Annotated in this window: 27 protein-coding genes; 25 read left to right on the top strand and 2 right to left on the bottom strand. The window is 44.3% G+C overall.

The genetic code is table 11. The features are described from left to right. Window positions 1-237 precede the first annotated feature (237 nt). The 22 genes from VKA52_RS10675 to VKA52_RS10570 all read left to right on the top strand — a co-directional run bounded on the left by VKA52_RS10675 (window position 238) and on the right by VKA52_RS10570 (window position 18954). The gene (locus VKA52_RS10675; RefSeq protein WP_160910916.1) at window positions 238-456 is read left to right on the top strand and encodes an AtpZ/AtpI family protein; all 219 of its coding nucleotides are present in this window, start codon (window positions 238-240) and stop codon (window positions 454-456) included. A 1-nt stretch (window position 457) separates the two neighbouring features. Next, window positions 458-826 (top strand): ATP synthase subunit I, encoded by a 369-nt coding sequence (locus VKA52_RS10670; RefSeq protein WP_160910917.1) that lies wholly within the window; start codon window positions 458-460, stop codon window positions 824-826. 24 nt (window positions 827-850) lie between these two features. Beyond that, the gene (gene atpB / locus VKA52_RS10665; protein ID WP_160910918.1) at window positions 851-1573 is read left to right on the top strand and encodes a F0F1 ATP synthase subunit A; all 723 of its coding nucleotides are present in this window, start codon (window positions 851-853) and stop codon (window positions 1571-1573) included. Between the two features lie 50 nt (window positions 1574-1623). Continuing rightward, entirely contained in the window at window positions 1624-1836 is a 213-nt protein-coding gene (atpE, locus tag VKA52_RS10660) for a F0F1 ATP synthase subunit C (protein WP_014644824.1), read from the top strand. Window positions 1837-2069: 233 nt separating this feature from the next. Then, window positions 2070-2591 (top strand): F0F1 ATP synthase subunit B, encoded by a 522-nt coding sequence (gene atpF, locus VKA52_RS10655; RefSeq protein WP_160910919.1) that lies wholly within the window; start codon window positions 2070-2072, stop codon window positions 2589-2591. Then, a complete protein-coding gene (locus VKA52_RS10650; RefSeq protein WP_206947522.1) occupies window positions 2588-3136 on the top strand; it encodes a F0F1 ATP synthase subunit delta in 549 nt (182 codons plus the stop codon). Before atpF ends, VKA52_RS10650 begins: the two co-directional genes overlap by 4 nt. A gap of 15 nt (window positions 3137-3151) precedes the next feature. Beyond that, on the top strand, window positions 3152-4660 hold the full coding sequence (atpA, locus tag VKA52_RS10645; RefSeq protein ID WP_160910923.1) for a F0F1 ATP synthase subunit alpha: 1509 nt from the start codon (window positions 3152-3154) through the stop codon (window positions 4658-4660). A 33-nt stretch (window positions 4661-4693) separates the two neighbouring features. Continuing rightward, window positions 4694-5557 (top strand): F0F1 ATP synthase subunit gamma, encoded by an 864-nt coding sequence (locus VKA52_RS10640; protein ID WP_206947523.1) that lies wholly within the window; start codon window positions 4694-4696, stop codon window positions 5555-5557. A gap of 41 nt (window positions 5558-5598) precedes the next feature. Then, window positions 5599-7008 (top strand): F0F1 ATP synthase subunit beta, encoded by a 1410-nt coding sequence (atpD, locus tag VKA52_RS10635; RefSeq protein ID WP_206947524.1) that lies wholly within the window; start codon window positions 5599-5601, stop codon window positions 7006-7008. A 72-nt stretch (window positions 7009-7080) separates the two neighbouring features. Continuing rightward, window positions 7081-7485 (top strand): F0F1 ATP synthase subunit epsilon, encoded by a 405-nt coding sequence (locus VKA52_RS10630; protein ID WP_089652057.1) that lies wholly within the window; start codon window positions 7081-7083, stop codon window positions 7483-7485. Window positions 7486-7690: 205 nt separating this feature from the next. After that, window positions 7691-7924 carry a DUF1146 family protein gene (locus VKA52_RS10625; protein ID WP_326315644.1) on the top strand — a complete coding sequence of 78 codons (234 nt, stop codon included), beginning with the start codon at window positions 7691-7693 and terminating at the stop codon, window positions 7922-7924. Between the two features lie 102 nt (window positions 7925-8026). Beyond that, a complete protein-coding gene (locus VKA52_RS10620; protein WP_326315643.1) occupies window positions 8027-8734 on the top strand; it encodes a YwmB family TATA-box binding protein in 708 nt (235 codons plus the stop codon). A gap of 34 nt (window positions 8735-8768) precedes the next feature. Beyond that, window positions 8769-10079, top strand: a complete 1311-nt coding sequence (gene murA, locus VKA52_RS10615) for a UDP-N-acetylglucosamine 1-carboxyvinyltransferase (RefSeq protein WP_326315642.1) — start codon at window positions 8769-8771, stop codon at window positions 10077-10079. A gap of 127 nt (window positions 10080-10206) precedes the next feature. Next, window positions 10207-11232 (top strand): stage II sporulation protein D, encoded by a 1026-nt coding sequence (gene spoIID, locus VKA52_RS10610; protein WP_326315641.1) that lies wholly within the window; start codon window positions 10207-10209, stop codon window positions 11230-11232. Window positions 11233-11413: 181 nt separating this feature from the next. Continuing rightward, entirely contained in the window at window positions 11414-12310 is an 897-nt protein-coding gene (locus VKA52_RS10605; protein WP_326315640.1) for a peptidoglycan DD-metalloendopeptidase family protein, read from the top strand. Window positions 12311-12660: 350 nt separating this feature from the next. Further along, on the top strand, window positions 12661-12942 hold the full coding sequence (spoIIID, locus tag VKA52_RS10600; RefSeq protein WP_160910936.1) for a sporulation transcriptional regulator SpoIIID: 282 nt from the start codon (window positions 12661-12663) through the stop codon (window positions 12940-12942). Window positions 12943-13197: 255 nt separating this feature from the next. Further along, the gene (locus VKA52_RS10595; protein WP_089652050.1) at window positions 13198-14196 is read left to right on the top strand and encodes a rod shape-determining protein; all 999 of its coding nucleotides are present in this window, start codon (window positions 13198-13200) and stop codon (window positions 14194-14196) included. Between the two features lie 30 nt (window positions 14197-14226). After that, on the top strand, window positions 14227-15051 hold the full coding sequence (locus VKA52_RS10590; RefSeq protein WP_326315639.1) for a flagellar hook-basal body protein: 825 nt from the start codon (window positions 14227-14229) through the stop codon (window positions 15049-15051). 5 nt (window positions 15052-15056) lie between these two features. Then, the gene (locus tag VKA52_RS10585) at window positions 15057-15890 is read left to right on the top strand and encodes a flagellar hook-basal body protein (protein WP_326315638.1); all 834 of its coding nucleotides are present in this window, start codon (window positions 15057-15059) and stop codon (window positions 15888-15890) included. Between the two features lie 21 nt (window positions 15891-15911). Further along, window positions 15912-16247 carry a DNA-directed RNA polymerase subunit beta gene (locus VKA52_RS10580; RefSeq protein WP_326315637.1) on the top strand — a complete coding sequence of 112 codons (336 nt, stop codon included), beginning with the start codon at window positions 15912-15914 and terminating at the stop codon, window positions 16245-16247. Between the two features lie 284 nt (window positions 16248-16531). Then, window positions 16532-17863, top strand: coding sequence for an FAD-dependent oxidoreductase (locus VKA52_RS10575; protein WP_326315636.1), 1332 nt, complete (start codon window positions 16532-16534; stop codon window positions 17861-17863). Further along, window positions 17860-18954, top strand: a complete 1095-nt coding sequence (locus tag VKA52_RS10570) for a class I SAM-dependent methyltransferase (RefSeq protein WP_326315635.1) — start codon at window positions 17860-17862, stop codon at window positions 18952-18954. Before VKA52_RS10575 ends, VKA52_RS10570 begins: the two co-directional genes overlap by 4 nt. A 44-nt stretch (window positions 18955-18998) precedes the next feature. Here the strand turns inward: VKA52_RS10570 and VKA52_RS10565 are convergent, their stop codons facing one another. Then, entirely contained in the window at window positions 18999-19145 is a 147-nt protein-coding gene (locus VKA52_RS10565; RefSeq protein ID WP_115823967.1) for a lmo0937 family membrane protein, read from the bottom strand. A 143-nt stretch (window positions 19146-19288) separates the two neighbouring features. On the opposite strand from VKA52_RS10565, the gene fabZ reads away from it, so the two are divergent. Together fabZ and VKA52_RS10555 are read left to right on the top strand one after the other, a co-directional pair. Continuing rightward, on the top strand, window positions 19289-19711 hold the full coding sequence (gene fabZ, locus VKA52_RS10560) for a 3-hydroxyacyl-ACP dehydratase FabZ (RefSeq protein ID WP_160910949.1): 423 nt from the start codon (window positions 19289-19291) through the stop codon (window positions 19709-19711). A 502-nt stretch (window positions 19712-20213) separates the two neighbouring features. Continuing rightward, window positions 20214-20534: a hypothetical protein gene (locus VKA52_RS10555; protein ID WP_326315634.1), complete on the top strand. Its 321-nt coding sequence runs from the start codon at window positions 20214-20216 to the stop codon at window positions 20532-20534. A gap of 234 nt (window positions 20535-20768) precedes the next feature. Here VKA52_RS10555 and VKA52_RS10550 read toward each other — a convergent pair whose 3' ends face one another. Continuing rightward, window positions 20769-20948, bottom strand: a complete 180-nt coding sequence (locus tag VKA52_RS10550; protein ID WP_326315633.1) for a YjfB family protein — start codon at window positions 20946-20948, stop codon at window positions 20769-20771. A gap of 209 nt (window positions 20949-21157) precedes the next feature. Between VKA52_RS10550 and VKA52_RS10545 the strand changes: the two genes are divergently transcribed. Continuing rightward, window positions 21158-21778, top strand: coding sequence for a hypothetical protein (locus tag VKA52_RS10545; protein WP_160910955.1), 621 nt, complete (start codon window positions 21158-21160; stop codon window positions 21776-21778). Window positions 21779-21826 lie beyond the last annotated feature (48 nt).

The raw sequence follows: 21826 nt of genomic DNA, 5'->3' as shown, positions 1-21826 counted from the left end.
AAATGGGAGTTGAAATAGATAATTTTTGTATTGTGTTCCATATATTTGAATGCTGTGTAAATACGACGTAAATGTGACGAAAATGTGATCGAATTTTGTCTGTCATTTGTACTTTTACTCACAAACTCATTGACATCAAACCACCCCTATTGTATTCTTACATAGTGTGGAATGATAAGGTTTTCATAGGTGACATACAAGGTTTTCAGCCACTAGAAAATTGTGGAGGAAGAGCGGATGAAACAGACCGAACCACCCTTCAAAGCAATGGCTTTAACCAGCATGATCACATCCCAACTCGCAGGCGGACCTTTAGCCGGCGTTTTCCTCGGGAAATGGATCGATAGTCACTATTCCACAGAACCCATTTTCTTAATCATAGGATTGCTCCTAGGGTTAGGGGCAGGTACATATGGGACCATTCATTTAGTACGCACGTACACGGGAGACGATTGACATGCAAGGATATCAACAGATGATGACCCGTCAGCGAAAATGGATGTTCTACCTTCTGGCATTATTTGTACTTGGTTGGGGCATCACCCCTTGGCAACCGATTTTCCTCGGACTTCTGTTAGGAAGTGCATTGAGCTTCTACAACCTCTGGCTCATGCAAAGAAAGATCCGCAAGCTTGGCGAAGCTTCCGCAGATAACCGCTCCGTTAGAGGAATAGGTACGTTTACGCGATTGGCTTCCGGCGCTTTAGCCGTAGTCATAGCCCTTCAGTTTGAAGAATATTTCCATTTGATTGCAGTAGTATTGGGCTTAATGGCAGCCTATATTGTCATTTTAATAGATTATCTGTTCAATAAATCAACAGTTTAGCATGATGGAAGGTAGGTGAACAGTTTGAATCACGAAGCACCGATGTGGGAGGATGCGTTTGGACTCTCTTGGTTGGATTTCAATTTGTCAAACGTATTGATGATGTTTGTCGCGTCATTGATCGTATTCATCCTCGGCGTAGCGGCGACAAGAAACATGCAGCGATATCCGACAGGTTTTCAAAATTTCATGGAATGGCTGATTGATTTCATTAAAGGAATTATCGGTTCCAACATGGATTGGAGAACAGGTAGGCTCTTTTTACCGCTGGGACTGACATTATTCGCCTACATTTTCGTAGCGAACATGCTCGGGGTAGTCACCAACGGTGTGGTTGGACACACACTATGGTGGAAATCACCGACAGCTGATCCGGGAATCACTTTGACACTTGCGACTTTAGTTGTCGTCTTGTCCCATTATTATGGAGTGAAACTGCGGGGCGGTAGAGAATATGCAAAAGGATTTGTACGTCCATTGCCATTCTTGCTACCATTCAAAATTATTGAAGAGTTCTCAAATACGTTGACTCTTGGTCTACGTCTTTACGGGAACATTTACGCAGGTGAAATTCTGCTAAGCTTGCTCGTTGGATTAGCAGCGACAGGCGTTGGAGGGTTTATCGGAGCGACCGTTCCGATGATTGCATGGATGGGCTTTAGTACTTTTATTGGTTTTATCCAAGCGTTTATTTTCGTTATGTTAACGATGGTTTACTTGTCTCACAAGGTGAGCGAAGACCATTAATATAAAGCATTATATTAACTTTTTTAAAAATATTGAGGAGGATTTTCATTATGGGTCTTTTAGCAGCTGCAATTGCAGTAGGTTTAGCGGCACTAGGTGCTGGTATTGGTAACGGTTTGATTGTTAGTCGTACAGTAGAAGGGATTGCGCGTCAGCCAGAATTGCGCAGTGCACTTCAAACAACAATGTTCATCGGTGTTGCCCTAGTAGAGGCGATTCCTATCATCGGCGTTGTTATTGCATTCATCGTAATGGGACAATAATTAGGACGAGCATATACGCTTATGGCGAAGTTCAACTCCATCGATCTTCGCCTTTCCTTTATACCTTACGAAAACTTTATACCCGAAAGTCACGGTAAGAAAACTTCGACGGAAGCTGTATGTACAGCGGAAGCCGGGTTTTTCGCTTGTCTAGCCCTAGCATCATGAAAGGGCTTGCGGAAATTATTGAAGTGTAAACCTGTTACGAGATGGTGTGGAGAGGAGTGAAAACTGTGCAAGGATTCACAGAGAGTCTGGTCCTCGGAGCTGGAGGGCTTAATATAGGTGACATGATCATTCAACTTGTTTTCTTCCTTGGTTTACTTGCTCTTTTAGGTAAGTTCGCATGGGGACCATTGATGAACATGATGAAAGAACGTGAAGATTATGTAGCAAATGAAATAAACACGGCCGAGAAAAGCCGTGAAGAAGCGCAGCGCATGCAGCGTGAAGCTTCTGAAGAGTTGAAAGCGACACGCCAGGATGCACAGAGTATTATTGAGGATGCTCGTAAAACAGCAGGCCAGCAAGAAAGAGATATTCTTGAGTCGGCACGCGCTGAGGCTGAACGCATCAAGGAATCTGCTCGTCAAGAAATCGAGCAAGAGAAAGAAAAAGCTGTCCAAGCCCTCAAAGATCAAGTGGCTACCATGTCTGTCATGATTGCTTCGAAAGTCATTGAAAAAGAACTTTCACAAAAGGATCAAGAGGCGCTTATCAACCAATATATCGATGAGGCAGGCGAAGAGCGATGAGTCAATCTATCATTGCTAAACGTTATGCTGATGCCCTTTTCCAACTTGGAAAAGAAAAGTCGAAACTAGAACAATTTGAATCCGAACTGGTAACTTTACGTGATGTTTTTCGCGGCAATAAGGAAATCATCTCATTCCTGAACCATCCACGGTTCTCCATGGAGCAGAAGAAAAAGTTTGTTGGCGATTCTTTTCAGTCTTTTTCTGACGAAATCGTTAATACTTTAAAGCTGTTGGTGGAAAGGCATCGTGAGGAAATCATTGTGGATATGATCGGTTTTTACATTGAAATGATGAACGATGCTAAAGGCATTGCAGATGCGGATGTTTACTCTGTGAGGGAACTTTCTGAAGCTGAAAAACAGCGCATTTCAGAAACATTTGCACCGAAAGTAGGTAAACGGTCCTTGAACCTTACGAATATCGTCGATCCTTCTATCCTTGGCGGGCTTCGCCTGAGAGTCGGTAATCGCATATTTGATGGTTCTGTCAGTGGAAAACTTCGCCGCATAGAGCGGAAGTTAGTTTCTGCGAACAATAGATGATAGGGGTGAAATGGCATGAGCATCAAAGCTGAAGAAATCAGTGCGCTGATTAAGCAGCAAATTGAAAACTATGAATCAGATATAGAAGTCAATGATGTGGGAACCGTAATCGAAGTTGGTGACGGTATTGCCCGTGCTCATGGTCTTGATAATGTCATGGCTGGTGAGCTCGTTGAATTCTCTAATGGTGTCATGGGATTGGCACAAAACTTGGAAGAAAGTAACGTTGGTCTTGTCATTCTAGGGCCATATACAGATATTAAAGAAGGCGACGAAGTACGTCGTACAGGACGAATCATGCAAGTACCCGTCGGGGAAGAAATGCTTGGTCGTGTCGTAAACCCACTCGGACAACCAGTCGATGGACGCGGTCCGATTGAAACGACAAAAACACGCCCAATCGAATCACCGGCACCAGGGGTTATGGATCGTAAATCCGTTGATGAGCCACTTCAAACAGGTATCAAAGCCATCGATGCTCTTGTACCAATCGGACGTGGACAACGTGAATTGATCATCGGTGACCGTCAGACAGGTAAAACATCTGTCGCCATTGATGCGATTATAAACCAGCACGATCAGGATATGGTTTGTATTTATGTAGCGATTGGTCAAAAAGAGTCAACCGTTCGTGGCACAGTAGAAACTCTACGTCGTCATGGTGCACTGGATTACACAATTGTTGTAACCGCAAGTGCTTCTCAGCCTGCTCCATTATTATACCTTGCACCATATGCAGGTGTATCCATGGGTGAAGATTTCATGTACAACGGCAAGCACGTATTGGTCGTGTATGATGATCTTTCCAAACAGGCAGCTGCCTACCGTGAACTTTCTCTACTTCTACGTCGTCCTCCAGGCCGTGAAGCCTTCCCGGGAGACGTATTCTACCTACACTCTCGTTTGCTAGAGCGTGCAGCGAAGCTTAGTGATGCTAAAGGCGGCGGTTCATTGACTGCTCTTCCTTTCGTAGAAACACAAGCAGGAGATATCTCTGCCTATATTCCGACAAACGTAATTTCCATTACCGATGGTCAGATATTCCTGCAGTCTGATTTATTCTTCTCTGGTGTACGTCCAGCGATTAACGCGGGTCTTTCTGTATCTCGTGTTGGTGGCTCCGCACAAATCAAAGCAATGAAGAAGGTTGCCGGTACACTGAGACTTGACTTGGCTTCTTATCGTGAATTGGAAGCATTCGCTCAGTTCGGTTCTGATCTGGATAAATCCACTCAGGCCAAGTTGAACCGTGGTGCCCGTACGGTTGAAGTCTTGAAACAAGGTCTTCACCAACCACTAGCCGTCGAAAAGCAAGTCATGATCATTTACGCACTGACAAAAGGATTCTTAGATGAAATTCCAGTCGAAGATATCACTCGCTTCGAATCTGAGTTCCATAACTGGTTGGATAACAACCGTAAAGAGCTTCTGACTCAAATCCGTGAGACAGGCAAGCTTGCAGAAGATGAAGATATGAGTGGTGCTGTGAAAGAATTCAAGAAAACGTTTGTCGTTTCTGAATAAATGAATCATAGCTAGAAAGGGTGGTGAAACAGCGTGGCATCCCTTAGAGATATTAAAGGTCGGATTACGTCAACGAAAAAGACGAAGCAAATCACGAAAGCGATGGAGATGGTATCTGCCTCCAAGCTAAACCGTGCCGAGCAGAATGCCAAGAGGTTTGTGCCTTATAGTGAGAAGATCCAGGAAGTTGTGGCAAGCATCGCCCAAGGTGGCGGAGATGCAAGTCACCCGATGCTTGAGGCCCGTGATGTCAAAAAGACTGGGTATCTCGTCATCACTTCCGATCGTGGACTTGCAGGAGCATTCAACAGCAGTGTTCTTCGTAAGGTGTACCAGCAAATCCGAAGCAAGCATACGTCAGCGGACGAATATACCCTGATTACCATCGGACGGATCGGGCGTGACTTTTTCCGTAAGCGGAACATGCCTGTCGATATGGATATCACCGGAATATCTGATCAACCAGATTTCACTGATATCAAAGATATTGCTTCAGATACCGTACAGCTGTACACAGATGAAAGAATCGATCAGCTGTTTATCTATTACAACCATTATGTCAGTGCCATCACTCAAGAAGTGACAGAGAAGAAAATTCTTCCACTGACAGACTTGAATAAAGAGGGTAAAGCGAACCAAAGTTCGTATGAGTATGAGCCGAACCAAGAAGAGATTTTGGAAGTCTTGCTTCCTCAATACGCTGAGAGCTTGATTTATGGTGCTTTACTCGACAGTAAGGCCAGTGAGCATGCAGCACGTATGACGGCTATGAAGAGTGCGACAGATAATGCTGATGATTTGATCGGAGATCTTACTCTTTCTTACAACCGTGCCCGTCAGGCTGCTATTACCCAGGAGATCACCGAAATTGTCGGCGGTGCAGCTGCCCTCGAATAGGATCTCTCGGATTTTTGAACAGTAAGTTAGGAGGGAAATCGATGAGTAATGGACGCGTGACCCAAATCATGGGACCCGTTGTTGACGTAACGTTCGATGATGGACATCTCCCTGATCTTAATAACGCATTGCACGTAAGTTACGAAGCGAAAAACGAAAACGAAAAGAGCGTCGATCTTACATTGGAAGTTGCCCTTCACCTGGGTGACAATACCGTTCGTACCGTTGCCATGTCATCTACGGATGGTGTCATGCGTGGTACAACAGTTACGGACACAGGTAATCCGATTTCTGTACCTGTAGGGGAAGTAACTCTTGGGCGTGTATTTAACGTAGAAGGCGACACGATCGACCTTGATGAGCCACTTGGTGATGTCCGCCGTGACCCAATTCACCGCGAAGCTCCTAAATTTGAAAACCTGGCTACAGAAACTGAAATTCTTGAAACAGGAATTAAAGTAGTAGACCTTCTTGCCCCTTATGTAAAAGGTGGTAAGATCGGTTTGTTCGGTGGTGCCGGTGTAGGTAAAACCGTACTGATCCAGGAATTGATCAACAACATCGCACAAGAGCACGGTGGTATTTCCGTATTCGCTGGTGTTGGTGAACGTACACGTGAAGGAAACGACCTATACTATGAAATGACTGACTCCGGGGTTATCAAGAAGACAGCCATGGTATTCGGACAGATGAACGAGCCGCCTGGTGCACGTATGCGTGTGGCCCTGTCTGGACTAACGATGGCCGAATACTTCCGTGATGAAGAAGGACAGGATGTTCTCTTCTTTATCGATAACATTTTCCGTTTCACCCAAGGTGGTCTTGAAGTTTCTGCCCTGCTTGGACGTATGCCATCAGCTGTTGGTTATCAGCCGACGCTTGCTACAGAGATGGGTCAGCTTCAGGAGCGAATCACTTCGACAGACAAAGGATCCGTTACTTCCATCCAGGCGATTTATGTCCCTGCCGATGACTATACAGACCCTGCGCCTGCCACAACTTTCGCCCACTTGGATGCAACGACAAACCTTGAGCGTAAGCTGTCTGAGCAGGGAATCTACCCAGCCGTAGACCCGCTTGCTTCCACTTCTCGTGCTCTAGACCCTGAAATTGTCGGCGAAGAGCACTACGAAATCGCCCGCGAAGTTCAGCGTACACTTCAGCGCTATAAAGAGCTTCAGGATATCATTGCGATCCTGGGTATGGATGAACTTTCTGATGAGGACAAATTGACAGTATCCCGTGCACGTCGCGTACAGTTCTTCCTTTCTCAGAACTTCCACGTGGCAGAACAGTTCACGGGCCAGCCTGGTTCTTATGTGCCTGTTTCAGAAACAGTTAAAGGCTTCAAGGAAATCCTTGACGGCAAATACGACGATATTCCGGAAGATGCGTTCCGTCTCGTTGGACGAATCGAAGAAGTCGTTGAAAAATCAAAACAAATGCAATAAACAGGTCTGGTGGATAGAGGGGCTTGAGTAAAGTTCCTCTTCCTCTTCATGATCAGCCAAGGAGGAATACGAATGAGCACACTGACGGTGAGTGTAGTCACTCCTGATGGCCCGGTGTTGGAAGATGCATTTGAAATGGTCAGCTGTAAGGCGGAAAGCGGTGAACTTGGAATCCTTCCAGGTCACATTCCGATGGTCGCGCCTTTGACGATCAGCGCTGTTCGTCTTAAAGGGGAAGGCAAATCAGATCGTATCGCGGTAAGTGGCGGTTTCTTGGAAGTTCGTCCAGATAAAGTCACGATTCTTGCTCAATCTGCTGAAAAACCAGCAGATATTGATATCGATCGTGCCCGTATGGCCAAAGAACGTGCCGAACGTCGCCTTCAGGACAAACAAGCCGACATTGATTTCCAACGGGCTGAAATGGCACTCAAGCGTGCCTTGAATCGCTTGAATGTTTATGAGAACAACTTCTAAACTGCTTTCTTTACGAGAGCAGTTTTTTTGTGAGTTATACAGCTTTTTTTCGTCAGCGAATTTTGGATAGTCCCGTCAAAAAGATGTAAAATGTCTATTATTGCCCGGGAAATGGAGTGGAATATTCCCTCTTTTGTCAGTTTATCTTGAACCATTGATGGAGAGATGAGGGATCTCGACATTCCTCAGGGAAGGAGCAGCACCTATGGAACAATACTTTGCAGAAGAAGCGATTCTCAGCATGACTTCGCACTTGATTTTCATCATCATTGCCTGGAGGGTCTTGCAGTCGATCAATTTTGATGCATTCTTCAGGAAAAACAAAGTCTTTGAAGCAAGGGCTTTGCTTATTTTAGTAACCATCGCCCTAGGAACAACGGTCAGCAACTTCTTTCTTGATTTTATTAAGTGGTCAAACAGCCTGATTTATTTATTTTAAAGATGTTGGACAAATGTCTAAAGTTGTTAGGAAATGTTTCGTATGAATGTCCTCTTCTCAGGTCAAACTTATAGTAAGAAAATGCTTGGGGAGGCATTCAAAATGAAAAGTGTTTTGGCTGGAATCATTGCTCTATTTATTATAGGAACAGGTGCTTATCCACAGGAAGTGACAGGAGCTCAAGAAACCCTCATGGAGTTTTCGTCATTTGCTGCGGATAAGCAGCTTGAAGTGAATGGCTGGACGATCACGATGAAAGAAAAAGTATCTAGAAAAAAGGCAGATCGTTTGAAAGTGGATCTCCTGGAGTTCTGGTCTGATTCTGTCGTAACAGAAGAGATTACGATGAACGCCGTGAAGTATAACGTCAAAAACAGTCATAAAAACGAAGAAATCATCGAAAGTTTTAGCATGATTGTTCCAAAAAATGCGTGGAGCGACGTGGAAGTGGTTTATACCACAGAAGGACAGGGAACACCTTCATTAACAAACATTAATCAAACAAGCATGAATGAAATATCTCGTCGATTTTTCTCAAAAAATGTCACTAATTTCTCTTGTATTAAGACCAAATTTAGTGGTATTATTGATGATGTTTTAGTGTATAAAAAATTCAAACAAGCTTTCGACATAACAACAATAGATGAAATCGACGAAAACGGTTGGACGAGCAGGACCGGATACACCCAAAAGTGGGATCAGGCCATTGATGCTGGGGATCGAATGATGAACGTTCAATTCGCGACCCGAACTTTGGGCGGGGAGACAAACATCACGATTGGCACACCCATAATAACTGCTGAATATTAATAATAATGAATATGGACGCGGAGGAGAATGAACCTTGGAAAAAATCATCGTCCGTGGTGGGAGGCAGCTGAATGGTACCGTTAAAGCAGAAGGTGCCAAGAATGCCGTACTGCCTGTCATCGCAGCAAGTATTATTGCAAGTGAAGGAAAAAGCGTACTGCATGAAGTACCCGCACTAGCTGATGTATATACGATCAATGAAGTGATTCGACATATGAATGCAGATGTAAATATGGTGGGTAACACAGTCACGGTAGATGCTTCTAGTGAACTGGAAACGGAAGCACCAATTGAATATGTAAGAAAAATGCGCGCCTCTGTTCTTGTATTGGGACCACTTTTGGCCCGGTATGGCCATGCTAAGGTTGCTATGCCCGGAGGATGTGCTATTGGTTCACGCCCGATTGATCAGCACTTAAAAGGCTTTGAAGCAATGGGAGCTGAAGTAACCGTTGGTAATGGCTATGTAGAAGCTGAAGTTAACGGCCGCCTGAAAGGTGCGAAAATTTACTTCGATGTACCAAGTGTTGGTGCGACAGAAAACGTCATGATGGCTGCAGCTCTTGCAGAAGGAAAGACGGTTCTTGAAAATTGTGCAAAAGAACCAGAAATTGTCGACCTGGCAAACTATTTGAATAAAATGGGCGCTCACATCGTCGGTGCAGGAACAGAAACCATTCGCATCGAAGGTGTAGAGAAGCTTGTTGGTACGACTCATACCATCATCCCCGACCGTATTGAGGCAGGTACATTTATGGTAGCTGCAGCAATTACTGGAGGGAATGTTCTCGTACAAGGTGCCATGCACGAACATTTGCGTCCTCTTGTTTCCAAGATGGAGGAGATGGGCGTCACCATTAAAGAAGAAGAAAGTGGTCTACGTGTAATTGGACCGGATATTCTTCAAGCCACCGACATTAAAACGATGCCACACCCTGGTTTCCCGACAGATATGCAATCTCAAATGATGGCTCTGATGCTGAATGCAGCAGGCACAAGCGTCATTACAGAAACCGTTTTTGAAAATCGTTTCATGCACGTCGAAGAATTCCGTCGTATGAATGCGAATTTGAAAATTGAGGGTCGCAGTGTCATTGTAGAAGGACCATCATCCTTACAAGGGGCAGAAGTTGCAGCAACCGATCTTAGAGCGGGAGCGGCGTTGATCCTGGCAGGCTTAGTTGCCGATGGATATACACGGGTAACGGAGCTTAAGCACTTGGATCGCGGATATGTGGATTTTGCTGAGAAATTAGCTACACTCGGCGCTGATATTGAGCGTGTCAGAGAAGAAGAAGTTTATTCAGAAGATCACGAACCAAGCGAATCAGTATCGACATTATAATATATACATCTTTATAGCTTGCCTGTTTCAATATTTTTGAAATAGGTAAGCTTTTTTAGTTCTATCATCTTCTATTTCTGGATACATTTTTAGTAGAGGGATTTACTATGTAACCAGGAGGATGCGGATGAAAAAAAACAACGGAATTGGAATACTTGCTGTATGTGGTTTATTCACAATAATACTCATCTTACCAACGATGATTGTCGTTCCATTTACGAATTCCGGGGGGACGGAAGAAGTGAAGGAAACTCCGCAAACAGAAGAAGTAGCGAGCGTAGAGGACTCCCCTTTTGCAGTCAAAGTATTACGCAGCACGACAAAAGAGGTGGAAGAGGTTCCGTTAGAAAGTTATGTTGCTCGAGTCGTCGCTTCTGAAATGCCCGTGAATTTCGAAATGGAAGCTTTGAAAGCGCAGGCCCTAGCAGCCAGGACTTATATTACGCGCCACCTGGTCCAAGGGGAGAAAGTTTCTTCAGAAGCAGATGTTACCGATACAGTCAGTCACCAAGTGTATAAGGATGAAGACCAACTACGGAGTCAATGGAAAGATAATTATGAAGCGAACATGAAGAAAATCACAGAGGCTGTCCACGCTACGAAGGGTGAAATTATTACGTATGACCAACAGCCCATTACGGCCGCTTTCTTCTCAACGAGTAACGGCTACACAGAAAACGCAGGAGATTATTGGGAGCATGACATTCCATACCTTCAAAGTGTAGAAAGTCCATGGGATCAGGAATCACCGAAATTCGTGGACCAAAAAATCATTACCGTTGCAGAGCTTGAGCAAGCCTTAGGAGTTAGCATAGGGACTGGAATCCAGCAGACTACGATGACAAAGACAGAAGGAAACAGGGTAGACGAAGTTCATTTCGGGGATCAATCGTTTTCTGGAAGAGAAATCCGTGAAAAAATCGGCCTGCCATCCAGTGACTTTACGATCAAACAAAAAGGGGATCATGTCATCTTCACAACGAAAGGCTATGGCCACGGCGTAGGAATGAGTCAGTACGGGGCCAATGGCATGGCCAAATCAGGCAAGGATTATAAAGAAATCATTCACCACTATTACCAGGATACAGAAATTGCTCCTCTCAGTACCCAAACGGCTTCTTTGACCATTGAAAAAGAAGATACAGTAAACTAAAGAGCTGCCCTGTGCAGCTCTTTTTTCGTTGTTCAGACTTATTGTCTTTAAGAATGGGGCGCCAATCTTGTATAAGTACTCTATGAAATATAAATTTTTTCTGGTAAATGTATATAATCTCAAATAAGTGTTCAGAATGGTTTTTGAGGTGATGAACATGAAAGAGGAAGGTAAAAAAAGCGTGACTAAATTAAAGTTCAAACGCTTGATGCGCAAGAAGTGGTTGTATCCAGCATTGTATTTGTCAGTGGCTGCATTAGTACTTGTCGGAGTGTTTTGGTATCAGCAGGGGGCTAGTGATTTGGAAGACCAAATCGCGGAGCAGCCGGATTCCAAAGTCCAGGACGAATTTTTGACAGCAGATAATGAGAAAGATACTGTGCCAGTCATGGAACACCAGGAAAACTTGGAAATGCCTGTAGCAGATGAAAAGGCAGCATCCATTGTCACTAAATTCTATGATTACGACGCTTCCGAGCAAGATCAAGAAAGTGCACTGGTCCTATACAACAATAAGTATTACCAAAGCGAAGGCGTAGACATTACTAGAGAAGATGGAGAAGCTTTCGAAGTTACAGCAGCTTTGTCAGGAACAGTCACAGAAGTTAAAGAGGATCCGCTATACGGCAATGTAATTGAAATCACACATGATGAAAACATTTCTACTGTGTATGCTAGTTTAGAAGATGTCGATGTTTTAGCAGGATCAGATGTAGCACAAGGTGATGTTCTTGGTTCTGCAGGTAAGAACTCCTTCGGTCAAGCAAGTGGTGTCCATGTACACTTTGAAGTGCGCAGTGATGGGCAGCCTGTTAATCCTGAAGAGTTTTTCGGTCAGCCAATGAGTAAAATCATTGAAAATGCAGGAGAAGAAGCTCAAAAAGAAGATGAAGCTCCTGCTGAAGAGCCACAAGGAGACGGCGAAGAGCCTTCTGAAGGTACAGAGCAATCTTCTGATGATGCCGAGCAGTCTACGGATGAAGAATTGAATACGGATGAAGATCCAGCTGGTTCTGAAGATGAAGAGCAAACACCAGATGAAGATAGTGCCTCTTCCATCTCCGCCACACAAGCTTAAAAAATGAGGGTTCTGCCCTCATTTTTTTTGTGTTTATCTCTAAGCTGATATCTATTTGTTTCTGCAGTGCGTTTAAGCAAGTATGAAGCCTTTTGTGTTACATAAGATGAAGACACGGATGTTCAATGGTTGAGATTAAGCATGAAATTACAAGAAATCACATCACCCCATGCATCATCTGGCATATCTTAGAACTTTTATTAATACAATGAGGATAACCGAGCACTCGGTAACATCCAGGGTGATCCAGCATGATTTAACTTCCAGAGTAAACACCCTTAACAAAACAATTGAACCGCTTTCCTAAGAATCCCACCCCCTTGGATAGTCAATCACAGGAGGCGAGTGGAGTGCATGATTACATCAAAGAGAGGACTATCAAGATCGGTGAGCACATTATTGAAACGAAAAAAACGGTAAGAGTGATTGCCAAAGAGTTTGGAGTTTCTAAAAGTACGGTCCACAAAGACTTGACCGAAAGGCTTCCGGAAGTGAATCCTGAACTTGCCAAGGAAGTGAAGAAGATACTTGATCACCATAAAGAAATCCGCCATCTCAGAGGTGGAGAAGCGACCCGCAGAAAATACAAGTCTCAATTCGTGGATGATCAACCTGTTCAACCTCTCGCCTGAACGCTGTTCTCCTCCCTTTGTCATATTTCCTCGATATTTGGTAACTTTTTTCATCTCTCAAGAGACGGATGTCGTAATTTTGTGATAGAATAAAGAACTAGATGTGCATGATTTAAATCGAAAATAGAACTTGAAACAATAGGGAAATATAAGTTGAAGGAGATTGATCTCCATTGCCGGTGTAACGTAACGGATTACGAGGGTCCTGCACGTTACTTGGATTATGTTTTTTACAATAGGGAGGATCTACAGAACATGTTTGCGAGAGATATAGGAATTGACCTGGGTACAGCGAACGTACTCATCCACGTAAAAGGTAAAGGAATTGTATTGAACGAACCGTCTGTGGTTGCCATGGACCGTAACACTGGGAAAGTGCTTGAGGTAGGTGAAGAGGCCCGCCGGATGGTCGGACGTACGCCAGGCAACATTGAAGCTATCCGGCCGCTTAAGGACGGTGTCATTGCAGATTTTGACGTTACTGAGGCGATGCTGAAGCACTTTATCCAAAAAACAAACGTGAGAGGATTCTTATCAAAACCGCGCATGTTGATCTGTTGCCCGACGAACATTACGAAAGTGGAGCAGAAAGCGATCAAAGAAGCGGCTGAGAAATCCGGTGGTAAAAAAGTTTATTTAGAAGAAGAGCCTAAGGTAGCAGCGATTGGTGCCGGTATGGATATCTTCCAGCCAAGCGGAAACATGGTGGTCGATATCGGAGGCGGCACAACGGATGTCGCTGTTTTATCCATGGGTGATATTGTCACGGCTTCTTCCATTAAAATGGCCGGTGACAAGTTTGACCATGAGATTCTACAATACATTAAAAAAGAATATAAACTGTTGATTGGTGAACGCACAGCTGAAGATATTAAGATCAGTGTGGCTACGGTGTTCCCAGGTTCAAGAAACGAGGAAATCGAAATTCGCGGGCGAGACATGGTGTCCGGATTACCACGAACGATCTCCGTCAATTCAGAAGAAATTGAAAGATCTTTGCGTGAGTCGGTCCAGGTCATCGTTCAAGCGGCGAAACAAGTGCTGGAACGTACACCACCTGAATTATCTGCTGATATCATTGATCGTGGAGTGATCATGACAGGCGGCGGAGCACTTCTGCATGGCATTGACCAACTGCTCGCCGAAGAGCTGAAGGTTCCTGTTCTTGTAGCTGAATCTCCGATGGATTGTGTCGCTACAGGTACAGGCATTATGCTTGAAAATATCGATAAGCGTATTTCCACGAAACTATAGTTTAGTTGGGACGGAAGGAGTGAGGACACCTTGTTAAGGGGATTTTACACAGCAGCAGCAGGTATGATGGCCAACCAGAGGATGCAGGAAACGTTGTCGAATAACATGGCGAACGCGTACACACCCGGGTACAAAGCAGATCAGGGAACGATGCGTGCTTTTCCAGAGCTATTAATCGAGCGGATGGGAAGCAAAACGATCCCGACGAAGAATGGATTCAAAATACCTGATGGCAGACATGTAGGATCCCTTAACACAGGTGTTTATATGCAGGAAGCGATTCCTTCTTTTGCTCAAGGAGACCTGAAAGAAACAGGGGTAGGGACAGACCTTGCCCTTATACAAAATGAGGTGCCGGAGGAGTCCGGTTCTCTTTTCTTTCGTGTTCAAAATGAAGATGGGGAAGAGCGGTACACACGTAATGGGAACTTCACTGTGGATGGGAAAGGTTTCTTGACGACAAATCTCGGGTATTATGTTTTGGATGAAAACGGAGAGCCAATCAATACGGGCGGCATGGAATTTGATGTTTCACAAAATGGAGAGCTTACCGTAAATGGACAGGCCCTCACACTCGGAGTGTCTTATACACCGGATGCTTCTCAAATGGTTAAAGAAGGAAACGATCTCTATCGTCTTTCTGAGGAGGGGACCATTTTGTTGAACCCCGGAGCGGAAGAAGGAGTCGGTTTCTCCATTCGTCAACACCACCTAGAGCAATCAAATGTCGATCCGAACAGGACTATGACAGAAATGATGAATACATACCGTTCATTCGAAATGAACCAGCGTGTCTTAAAAGCTTATGATCAGAGCATGCAGAAAGCAGTGACAGAAATCGGAAGAATTAGTTAAGGAGTGTGGCAACGTTCATGAATCGTTCTATGATCCAATCGGCTGTAACGATGGGGCAGCTGCAGAAAAAGCTGGATCTTGTCGGAAACAACTTGTCTAACAGTGAAACGACAGGGTACAAAAGCCGCAACGCCGATTTTTCTTCATTACTGTATCAACAGATCGACAACCAGTCTCACTCTGAAGCAGAGGTCGGCCGGCTGACACCGGAAGGCATCCGTGTTGGTTCAGGTGCAAAGCTTGGTCACACGAACCTTGATCTGACTCAGGGAAGCCTGAAAAATACGGGCAGAGAACTGGATGTGGCTTTATTGGAAGACCACCATATGTTCGGCCTCCGAGTTACGACGGAACAAGGCCAGGAAATTCACTATACCCGCGCAGGGAACTTCTATTTGAATCCGATCGATGATGGTCAATTGCTTCTGACAGATGCGGATGGCCACCCAGTCATCGGTGCGGACGGTGAAAATATTATCCTTGAAGACAATTTTCAAGCCATCAATATCGATCCGAATGGAAGAATTCTAGTCACAAGAAATCAAAACCAAGTGGTGGAAGGCACGTTGGATGTTAGTGAAGCTGTCCGGCCACGTATGTTAGAATCGGTTGGGGCGAATCGTTTCCGTATTCCAGACAATGTAGAAGAGGATGGAATTATGGGAGATGTGCTTTCTGGAGATGTAAAAATGCAGTCCCAGACGCTTGAAACATCGAATGTGGATGTAGCCAGGCAGATGACAGAAATGCTGATGGCTCAACGTGCCTATCAATTCAACGCCAAATCCATATCCACAGGTGATCAAATGATGGGGCTTGTGAGTCAACTGAGATCATAAACGTAAGGAGTTTGACGGACCATGGCAACAGATCCTAAATCAACAGGCAAAAAGCTAAATAAAGATCAGGAAAAAGAAAAAAAGCGTCAAGCTTTAGATGAAGCCACGAAGCAGAAGCCGGCGAAAGCATCGTCCAACAAACAGAAGTCGGAAGCCGAAGAGAAAGCTCCGAAAAAAGGGCGGCGGCGAGTCCTGCCGATATGGCTGCGGATCATCCTTGTCCTTCTTTTCAGTGCGGCGGCCTTACTGATTGGATTAATGGTCGGATATGGAGTTATTGGTGATGGTAACCCGACAGACGCACTTGAAATGGATACATGGCGTCATATTTGGGATATCGTGACAAAAACAGAATAATCGTTAGCTTGTACTTCATTCTATGAGGTAAGCTTATTCAATATGCAGAACACGAGTCGGTACGACTCGTGTTCTTTTTGTTCCATTTGTGATTTTTTGAACACAAAGCCTGGCACCACGTATATGGCTGAGGGTGCCTGGCACTGCTCATGAGGCACCGCTCACGGCTGATAGGGCTCTCTTCCTTTTCCGTACCAATGAAGCGGCGCATCAGATGTTTTCAAGCTATGGAATAGGGAATTACAACCGTACAGAGGACAAAGAAGCGGGGAGGGATCATAATCTTGAAGACAGATGTATTTATTGCCGGCGGCGGTGTAGGAGGACTTGCTCTTGCGGCGAAACTTGCCAGCCGTGGTGTTCATGTGGTCATAGCGGAGCAGCTCAAAAGAGAATCTCCTGTATATAAAGGTGAACTTCTGCAACCCAAGACACTGGCTATTCTCGAAAGGCTGGGCGTATTGGATGAAGTGGAAGAGAACGGTCATGTTATCGACCAACTGCGTTTTCAGGAAGTTCAACGTAACCGTGGCAGTACTCCAGAAGAGATCAATCTGACAGAGTTGAGTTACAGTCGAGTCGCCAGCATTTACGATCATGCTTTAATGGTTCCGCATGAAAAAACAAAAGAAATCCTAAGGAATAAGGGGAAGGAATATGATGAATTTTTTCATTACCTTCCAGGGGCAAGATTCATGGGTTTTGAAAAAGGGATGGCAAAGGTGAAGCACAAGAAGGAGATATTCTACGTCCAGGCTCAAGTGTACATAGGAGCAGAAGGACGAAGCTCACCTACGCGTGATGCCATGAACGTCCATGTGAAAAGGAAAGACTACAATCATCATTTTCTGACGGTGACCATTCCCCGCCCGGCATCATTTACAAAAGGAAAAATCATTACGACATCCAGCTGTTTTCTAGGATTATTCCCCCTTCCGGATAACGAAGTACGGACTGTGTTTTTAATCAAAGCCGGAGAGTATAAACGCATTCAGGAAAAAGGGCTGGAGTCCCTCTATCAAGCTTACAGTGAACTGGAACCAGAGCTTGCGGAGGGGGTTCGGACCATCGAGGATTGGAAAACGGTTCAATTGATGATTCCATTTACGTATCATGTCGACCGTTATTATTCCGGAAATATAGCAATCCTGGGGGACGCCGCGCACACCGTTCACCCCATGGCCGGGGAGGGGATGAATCTCGCCATCCAGGATGCTGATGTATTAGGTGAGCTTCTGGCCTGGTGTAAGGAAGAGGGGAAAACCTACACGGACTATCTTCATTATTATGAGGATGTGCGCAGACCTCGTGTAGAATTCTTACTCAACTTAAGTCATTTGTCGGCTCTTGTTTATTCGTTCCAATACGAATGGTGGAGGAAATTCCGTTTGAAAGCCGTCCAGAGAATCTATGATGATGATCAGCTTCACGTCAAACAAATGCTGAATATATCAGGACTTGGAAAATGGGATTTCAGTTTGGTGGACAGAGCCGTCCAAGGCAGTATGCTTCCATCAAGACAAAAAAGGGTATCAGATCAAAAACAGCGTCAGTATCTCTTTTCTGAAGAAGAAGATTATCCTTGGAAAAGAAACGAGAAAGGAAGGATATCATGAATGAATGGGTAACGGCGATGCAGGCAAGGAAATGGATGAAAAAGAACGAATCGTTCCTGCCTAGCTGGCACGCTTATGTGGGATCAGAACTCGGTCTTTTTGATGAATTCAGGACAGCGAGGACAGTTGAAGCAATCAGTGAGAAAACGGGTTATCCCTATGACCTGCTCGCTTCCTGGGTGAATGTGGGAGTAGCGGTTAAGCATATGAAAAAACGCCCAAACAACCGCTTTCGAACATCAAAAAGAAAATGTGCCAGCTTGATGGGAGATGACCAGTCACCTGGAGTTAAAGCCTTACTGAAAGAAATGATGGAATTGCACCTGCCGACACTATTAAAGTACCCAGACATCATGAAATCCCACGAAAGGGCAGAATTCAACCATGAGCGACATGGAGAAGTAGTCGCAGAAACGTCTGCTCTGCTTGAGCATTTCGCTATTAAGAAGATTAAGCGGATGATCAAAGATAAAAAAGTAACTTCTGTCGTAGATTTAGGCTGTGGACATGGAGGATATCTAAGAAAACTGGCTATGGAATATCCACATTTGGAAATGATCGGAGTAGACATCAATCAGAAGGTCATTGAAAAAGCGCGTACCTTATCTGAAGGTTATCCGAACATCACCTTTGAAGTAGGTGATATTAATGAGTGGAAACCTCGTGAGGAGGAAAATGTGGATGTCGTCCTCCTGCATAACATCTTCCACTATATTCATCCGGAAGATCGCAGGCGTCTATTGAATCACCTCCACACTTACGTGAGTAATCAAGGGCTGATCTCAGTTATTACACCAATCAATGAAACGGAGCATGGAGAAGCATTTTCTTCAGCCTTTAACAGCTTCTTTGTCGCTCACTCCAACCTTTTTGCCTTGCCTAACAAAGGAGAATTGAAAGAGATTACTCAAAGCTGTGAATATGAACTGTTCGATCTTGATCCGATAATTAAAGAAGGTTCGTGGTACACCTTTTGGTTGAGCCCGACGAGCCCAGTAAGGGAAATGAAACATACGCAAATGGCGGGAAGCAGCGAACAAACTCTTTCTACCAACTCTTCCTCAACAAATGAACTGACACGGAGCTCATAAATAAAACCGCTATGGATACGTCCATAGCGGTTTCTTTCATTTGGCTATAATCGCCCACGGCCTTGCACAAGACGGACGATGAGTACAACGAGGGCGACCACAAGTAAAATATGAATCAAATTTCCAGCGATACCCCCGAGTAAGCCCAATAGCCATAGAACGAGGATGATAATTAATATCGTCCAAAGCATTGTATCGGCCTCCTCTTTGTAATAGGTGAACTTAGTTGTATATTTTCCCTAAATGGTTGATTTAAAACGAGCACTCAGAAAAACTTTGTTCCTGGCTTGTGCTTCTTTTATAATAAAAGCATGGATAGGAAAGGAGCCTGATTATGCTAGACATACAACAAATCAAAGAAATCATCCCACACCGTTATCCCTTTCTACTAATTGACCAAGTAGAAGAGATTGTAGAAGGTGAGCGTGCGGTCGGATACAAGAATGTCACAATGAACGAACCCTTCTTCCAGGGGCACTTCCCCGACTACCCTGTCATGCCGGGTGTGTTGATCACAGAAGCGATGGCCCAAATGGGGGCTGTGGCCATGCTGAAAAAAGAAGAAAACCAGGGGAAACTCGCATTTTTCACAGGAATTGATAAATGCCGCTTCAAACGTCAAGTCAAGCCTGGTGACCGTTTGAAATTGGAAGTAGAAATCGTCCGTTTGAAAGGTCCTGTAGGAAAAGGAAAAGCAACAGCTTCTGTCGATGGAGAAATTGCATGTGAAGCGGAAATCATGTTTGCTTTAAAATAATCATAAAAAAGAACGCAGCGCCGGCTGCGTTCTTTTTTAGTATATGGCAGGATTGTGGAAGACTTGATTTCGAGACTTTCGTTGGAGTTTAGGGGCTCCGGGAATAGCTCGCTTTCCGTGGGCGAGTGATGAGCCTCCTCGAGCTAACGCTCTGCGGGGTCTCATCTACCACGCACTTCCCACAGGAGTCTCACCGTTTCCCTCCGCCCCTTTGCCATACGAGGTTCTCGAAGCCCCTCTTATATTACCTTGCCTAAAATGTTATAAATCCTGTTTAAACCGCATTGATATAGGATTCTCAACCATAAAAGCTCCTCTTGCTGGAAGGTAGTTTCGAGCTATTCCCCGCAGCCCCCATCCACCCAACAAAAGTCTCGAAACTGAGTTTTCAACTAAATGGAGCTTTACTGGAATAAGAAGATAGAAAAAAATTAGTTATATGGATGAACTTACAGAATATGGACATACTAGTTTGGGAAATCATTAAAAGGAGGAAACACCGATGAAAGCATTACTTATGAAACTTTTGGTCGCGTTTTTTGCTGTATCCCTATTAGGAGCTTGTGCTTCTGAAGAAGAGCCTCAAGAAGACAACAACATGGAAGAAGAAAACAACAACGAAGAGGACAATATGGATGACGGTATGGATGAAGAGGGCGACATGGATGAAGAAGACAACATGGATGACGGTATGGATGAAGAAGGCGACATGAATGAAGAAGAAAAAGAAAAAGAACAAGATGATATGACAGATGGTGAAAATGGGGAAGACGGCATGACTGATGATGGAGCAACAACAGACGAAGAAAATAATAACGAATAAAAGAAAGCCGCATTCAGCGGCTTTTTTTCATGGAAAGAAAGGTGGAAATGGCTATAATACATACTCCTCCAATGGTAAAAGTAGGGATGAGAAACCTTAAAATGGCTATGGGTTGGAGAAGGTAGAGACCTACTCCAATCATAAATAAGGTGAATCCGCTTAAAGCCAGGCGTTGCTCGATGTAAACCACTCCTTAAAGTGAAGATAGTAGAATTCCCTTACTCTCTCCACTTTTTATCCTTTCAAATCAATCTGTCTGCCTAGGTCAGGGTGGGGAACGGATTGTTTAAGCATTTCGACCATTTGGTTCCCTTTCTCTTCGGTATCCCCTTTTACTTTATCCATCAAAGCCAGACTGGATTGTTGCTTAAGGCTTGCTGTACTCATAGACATGGATATTGCGGCGATGTCCATCTTATCCCTCCTTTTCTTATACCATCGGTCGGTTCTTCATAAACTCAAGCAAGATTACGGACGAACTGGATCTTAGTCCGGATCTTTGAAAACCTTTGGAAAACGTTAAAATCTTATGTAGAATAGAAGTAGAAATATTCATAAAAACTTTACAATCAGGAGTTTTCAGGTTTCTCATGTGTGGAATAAGCGAATAGAGGTGATTATTGATGAAATACAGAACGGCAAGCGACCTGAAAGATTTGATCTTGGAAGACTATGAAAAAGTGGTGAACCGGATTCCACTGGAAAAACTGGATGTGTATCTTTACCTGCACTCCGTCTTTCAGGATACTTATGTACCTGACGACACGCTATATCAATTCATCTTCCGGCATTTCTTCCGGCTGGACAACCCAAGTCTGACGAAGGAGTTTGAGACGTACTATTTCAAACTGATGGAAGAACAACGTGGATATGAACGCCCGAACATCGTCCACATTACGAAAAGCCTTTACGAGGTGAAGAATCACAAGGGGAACCCAACGATGCAGTTTCCATTAGCTGCTTCTATGCTGCATACCATTAATCCAAGTTTCCCAACCTATGATAGTGATATCGTGAAAGCCTTTGATTACTCATCCACATACCATTTATCAGGCTTCGATAAAAAGATGAAGCGTTATATCGGACAGTATCAACATACATTCCGGACTTATGAAGAACTGCTTGAAGATGAAGCACTGGAGCCTGTTTTTGCTCACTTTGATGAACGTTTTCCAGGCTATGAGCTTCCGAAAGTCAAAAAGCTGGATTTGATTGTTGCCCAGCTTGGTAATAACCTGCAGTGAAAAATAGAAAGCTGAACCTCTTGCATAGGTTCAGCTTTTTTTGTGAAC

This window comes from Halobacillus sp. HZG1 (assembly GCF_035818575.1).
GTDB lineage: Bacteria > Bacillota > Bacilli > Bacillales > Halobacillaceae > Halobacillus > Halobacillus litoralis.
The sequence above is the reverse complement of the archived record's forward strand: the minus strand, read 5'-3'. Positions and strand labels throughout refer to the sequence as shown.